7 protein-coding genes are annotated in these 5,052 nt (G+C 66.1%); all 7 read left to right on the forward strand.

Annotation, left to right across the window (positions count from 1 at the left end; genetic code table 11):
- A partial coding sequence (locus U870_RS0121400) for a hypothetical protein (RefSeq protein WP_025159393.1) occupies nucleotides 1–594 on the forward strand: 594 nt, incomplete at its 5' end.
- Nucleotides 591–1,718: a hypothetical protein gene (locus tag U870_RS0121405; RefSeq protein ID WP_025159394.1), complete on the forward strand. Its 1,128-nt coding sequence runs from the start codon at nucleotides 591–593 to the stop codon at nucleotides 1,716–1,718. The genes U870_RS0121400 and U870_RS0121405, both read left to right, overlap by 4 nt.
- The gene (locus tag U870_RS0121410; RefSeq protein WP_162819230.1) at nucleotides 1,711–2,247 is read left to right on the forward strand and encodes a hypothetical protein; all 537 of its coding nucleotides are present in this window, start codon (nucleotides 1,711–1,713) and stop codon (nucleotides 2,245–2,247) included. Before U870_RS0121405 ends, U870_RS0121410 begins: the two co-directional genes overlap by 8 nt.
- Before the next feature lie 13 nt (nucleotides 2,248–2,260).
- Nucleotides 2,261–3,376 carry a hypothetical protein gene (locus U870_RS0121415; protein WP_025159396.1) on the forward strand — a complete coding sequence of 372 codons (1,116 nt, stop codon included), beginning with the start codon at nucleotides 2,261–2,263 and terminating at the stop codon, nucleotides 3,374–3,376.
- 9 nt (nucleotides 3,377–3,385) lie between these two features.
- Nucleotides 3,386–3,568, forward strand: coding sequence for a hypothetical protein (locus U870_RS24540; RefSeq protein WP_162819231.1), 183 nt, complete (start codon nucleotides 3,386–3,388; stop codon nucleotides 3,566–3,568).
- Complete coding sequence (locus U870_RS0121420) at nucleotides 3,565–4,488, forward strand: peptidoglycan recognition protein family protein (RefSeq protein WP_025159397.1); 924 nt, start codon at nucleotides 3,565–3,567, stop codon at nucleotides 4,486–4,488. The genes U870_RS24540 and U870_RS0121420 overlap by 4 nt, the downstream gene beginning before the upstream one ends.
- A gap of 14 nt (nucleotides 4,489–4,502) precedes the next feature.
- A complete protein-coding gene (locus U870_RS0121425; RefSeq protein WP_162819232.1) occupies nucleotides 4,503–4,976 on the forward strand; it encodes a hypothetical protein in 474 nt (157 codons plus the stop codon).
- The last annotated feature ends 76 nt before the right edge of the window (nucleotides 4,977–5,052 follow it).

Here is a 5,052-nt window from a genome sequence, read left to right on the forward strand (position 1 = left end):
TCGATCGGCTTCGACGGGCCAGTCACGGTGCGCTACACGGATGCGAACCGGGTGACCGAGCGCATCGTGTCGGTTCGTGCGGTGCCGGTGAAGGACCATCATGGTCAGCCCACCGGAGAAGTCGATATCGACATGATCGCCCGCGACCCTCGCCGCTACTCCGTGGGCGACAGTTGGGTGCGGGCCGACCCGCCGTCGCAGAGCGCCGGCCTCGTGTGGCCAGCGGTGTGGCCGGCGAAATGGCCTGGCGGTGGCGGTTCGGACGGTCGGGTGACGCTGACCAACCTCGGCAAGAAGGGCTCCGATCCGGTGTACCGGGTGGCCGGTGGCTTCGACGCGTTCACGTTGGTGAACGTCGCCGACCAACGTCAGGTCGGATTCCAGGCGCCGTTCTCCGTCCCTGTCGGGTCCGTCGTCGAGGTCGATTTCGCCGCCCGCACGGCGTTCATGGACGGCACCGCGGACGTCACCAGATGGTTGTTCCCGCGGCAGTGGTGGACCGTCCCGAGGGAAGCGTCCGTGACCTGCCAGCTGGCAGTGACGGCTCCCGTGGGCAGCCCGTTCTACGAGGGCCGAGTGAGGAGCGCCTGGTGACGCAGTGGTACGTCTTCGAGACCATGACTGGCACGGTCCTTCGAGAATTCGTGCCGTCGTCGGGGTCGTGGAAGGCGCGCGTCAACGAACCGGAGACAGTGGATGTGCAGCTCGACCTGTCCGACCCGCAGATCGCGGCCATGGACTGGCGCAACCTCGGCACCCCGTGGAAGCACTCGATCGCAGTCGACGAGGGAGGGCGCCTCTACGGTGGCCCCATCCAGCCGCACGACTACACCCCCGGTGAGCCGTTGCAAATCGTCGCCCGAGGCATTCGGGCGCTGACGGCCCGTCGCACGGTCCTCCCACCGGCCGCGCTCACGCAACCGCTGGTCAGCGCGGACGGGTCTCCCAACACCGCGCTGGACACGAATCTCTCCGGCCTCGACTTCGGGTCGATCGGCCGGTTCCTGGTCTGGCAGATGTGCCAATGGCCGGGCTCCGGCCTCCCGATCGTGTTCGAAGACCCCCGAGCCGGAACCCGGGTGAGGAACTATGCCGCCGTCGACTTGAAGAACATCGACGAAGCGTTGGCCCAGCTGTCGGGTGTGGAGCGCGGCCCGGACTTCGCGTTCCGCCTGCGCTGGCGACCCGACGGGAAGCTCGAGTGGGTGATGACATCGGGGACCGAGGCGAGCCCGCTCCTAATCGGGCCAAACCCGCCCCAGTGGGATGTGAACGCATCCCGCACCTCCGGTGCAGACCTCGCCGTGAAGACCAACCCCGCCCAGATGGGGGCTCTGTCCTGGGCGACGGCCGGGCGCGGAGACGACAAGGTCATGATGTCCCGTGCGTACGATCCGGCCCTGACCAACGCTGGGGTCCCCCTGCTCGAGCTCGTCGACAACTCCCACACCTCGGTCGAGTTCCAGGACACCCTCGACGGCTACGCGCGCGCCGGACTGCGCACCGGGGGCCGACCCTCGGAGTTCTGGTCGTTCAAAGCATCCCTGCTGTCCACGCCCTGGCTGCGCGACTTCTACGAGGGCGACTACTGCGACATCTTCATCCAGGACGACCCCTACCTGCCACCGACTCCGGCACGCCGGCGGATCCTCGAACTCTCCGGAGACGACGAGGGACTCTGGGTGTCGATCACCTGCGGGGAGGCGTTCGATGGCTGACCCGATGCCACCAGAAGACGACAACAACCTCTTCCCGGGGATGATCAAGGACCTGCAACGCCAAATCGACGAGCTCCGCAACCCGTCTGGCACCCAGAAGGCGCAGGTCGTGAAGCGTCTCCCTATCACGCTCGCCCCGCTCAGCCGGTTCACCGGGTTCGGCCTCACCGCAGGCGGGTGGTTGTCGTACGCCCTGGTCACTCTCACCGTGCCCGACGGGAAGACCATCGCGACGATCACCGGCCTCGGCGGGGCCGCCGTTCTGGACAAGACCAGTGGTGGCCTCACCTCCGTCAACGGCCGCGTCATCATCAACGGCGACACCGGCGGCACGTTCCCCGCCGCGAAGGACGCCGGAGCGTCGGTGGTCAACAACGTCCTGTACCCGCAGCACTCCAGCTCCTTCACGGTGACCCCCGGGCAACAGATCCAAGTGTCGCTGCAGCTGCAACCGCTGAACCCGGCAGCATTCGCCGCCGACCCGCAGAACTTCGCATCCATCACCGCCGTCGCCTCGTTCACCGGATAGGAGAACACCCCGCATGACGCTTCGCGCCCCCTTCCCCACCGGTGACCCCAACGGCTCTCCGCTTCTGGACTCCCGTCAAGCGCTCGCCGGCCTCGTCGTCGCAGACCAGACGGGCAACCCCCGGCCCGGGGTGCTCTCCCCCATCGGCCCCGCGCTCGTGACCGGGACCGCGACGATGGCGTACCAGGTGATCGGATTCCGAGCCGCCGGAACCCGCCAGGCAGGCGGCGTCGAACTCATCCCGAACGATGGCTCCTACACCACGGACGCCGTCGCCGCCCCGACAGCGAACTCCCGTATCGAGATCATCTACGCTCGGGCACGGTTCAGTTCCCTCGGTGACGGCACCAACACGGCCGAGATCGGTGTCGCCCGTGGTGGGGCGGCTCTCACCCCAGCTCCTCCGGCCATTCCCGTCGGCGCATTCGAGATCGCCCGCGCCGTCGTCCCGTCCGGGGTCACCGGAACGAACTCCGCGGGCGTTGCCATCACTCAGACGACGCAGTACACGGCCGCGGTCGGCGGCGCAGTGCCGGCGCGGACGCTCGACCAGCTGAAGGCATGGACCACAGCACCGCTGGGTCAGGCCGGGATGGTGTTTGCCGACTCGGCAACCACCAACAACGGCACATGGATCTCGGACGGTGCTGGTGGTTGGAACGCATCCACCGGTGTCATCGTCTCCTACACGCCGTCCTGGGAGACGTCCGTCGCCGGCAGTCAGCCCGCGATCGGCAACGGAACACTCGTCGGCCGTCTCCAGTACATCGCCCCCAAACTGGTCCACGTCTACATCCAGTTGAAGCCCGGGAGTACGACGAACGGAGGCCGCGGAGACTTCCTGTTCCGACTCCCGCCAGGCGTCTCCGCCGCGAACATCGGCGAACAGGAACTGCTGGTCAAGCTGTTCGCCTCCAACGGGCAGAACTTCGTTGGCAACGCCTACATCTCCGGAACCGCTACCTCGATCAACCCGCAAGTGCCGGTGTCCTCGACCGCCTCGAACCTCGCAACGGTTCGCAACGGCGATGCCTCAGGCGCGGCAGGAACCGGCATACCAGCCGCCGGCACGTACCCACTCAACAGCCCCGCGGTCCTCGTGATCGAGGGCGTCATCGTTATCGCGTGAGGAGCAACCATGGCCGAGCACTCTGCCGTCGTTGAGGTGAACGGGCATCGTGTGCCCGCTGACCAAATCGACCTCTTCCTGTCTGGGCGCACCGGACACCCCATCAGCGACGACCAATGGGACCGAGCGAAAAGAGCACGCACCGATGCCGATGGAACGAACGACGACCTGATTCCGGAGGAGCACCGATGACCTTCCCCGGAATCGACTGGGTCGACAACGTCCCCACCGATCAGGAAGCACGAACGATGGATCTGCACCGCCGCAACGGCGATGTGTACTTCATCATCCATCACGCCGTCACCACCCGTGTCCAAGACACGATTGCCACCTTCAAGTCTGACCGTGAGGTCTCAGCGAACCTCGCAATCGGCCCCACCGTGGCCGGATCGGACGACATCAAGGTGGTACTGACAGTGCCGGAGTCTCGTCGGGCATGGACGAGCGCGAGCTACCTCGACGACAGAGCGATCACCACCGAGGTGTGCAACAAGAACCTCGGCGGCACGTATCCGATCAGCGATCGCGCGAAGGAGATCCTCTCTGAGGTCGCCGCGTACATGCACGGCGAGTACGGGATGCCGCTGGATCGAACCCACATCCTCACGCATCAGGAGGTCTTCGCCCGCGGTTACGGATCGTACCCGACCGCCTGTGCGGGCCCTGACATGCAGATGAGCATGGACCAGATCGTGGCACGCGCCATCGACCTCACCGCCAGTCCGCAGCCCCAGAAGAAGACCATCACCCCACGAACGGAGAACGACATGCCCTTGCCCTTCCTCTACCTCGGTCTCGGCGCCCAGTGGAAGTTCGTCATCTCGAACGACGGGTTGAAGAACGCTCCCGGCGACGAAGCTGACACTCTCGCCAACCGTCTCGGCTATGACGCACTCCCGCGGGTGACCGCACCCGAAGTGCTCGCGCTCGTCGCGGACTGCATGCTCGAGGACTGGATCACCCGCACGAAGCTCGGATGGAACCAGTCCGGTCTGGAAGCGGCGCTCACCGCAACCGCGAACGGTGGCATGCTGATCAATCCGCGCCTGTACCCGAACCACACAGCGACGACAGCGGAAACCCGCTTGCTCGCTGCCGCCGCCGCCCGGTAACCGCAGGCGGACGCATGCCGAATCTCCCAACTTGGCTGCTCGACGTACTCGGCGATGTGACGGCCGCCCAGGTCGTCATCTGGATCGCGGTCATCTGCGCCATCGTCTGGCTGCTGCGAAAGATCTGGCCCGGCCTCAGGGCGGCGATCGTCCTCACCGACATTCTCGGCAAGCTCCCCGCATTCATGACCCAGACCGAGACCACGTTGCACGCCCAAGACGCCCTCCTCGAGCGACTACGCAAGCAGGTGGAGAACGACCACTCCGAGAACCTCCGCGACGAACTCACAACCGCGGTCAACACCGCCCAGGAGCTCGCCGCCAGCGTCCAAGGCGTCCACGGACGACTCGACTCCATCGAGACGAAGGTCGGCAGCGTCGAAGGCAAGCTGACCAACGACCACAACCGCATCCAACAACTAGAGCACTCCCTGTCGCGTGAAGACGTCGACAAGATCCGCCACACCATGAACGGAGAACAACCGTGACCAAGCACCTCGCCGTCCCCAGCATCATCGACAAGGGGCAGCGCGTCCTGCGTACCATCGTCCAGGTCGGCATCCC

The sequence above is a fragment of the Leifsonia aquatica H1aii genome, from assembly GCF_000633535.1.
In the GTDB taxonomy this organism is placed as follows: Bacteria; Actinomycetota; Actinomycetes; order Actinomycetales; family Microbacteriaceae; genus Leifsonia; species Leifsonia aquatica_A.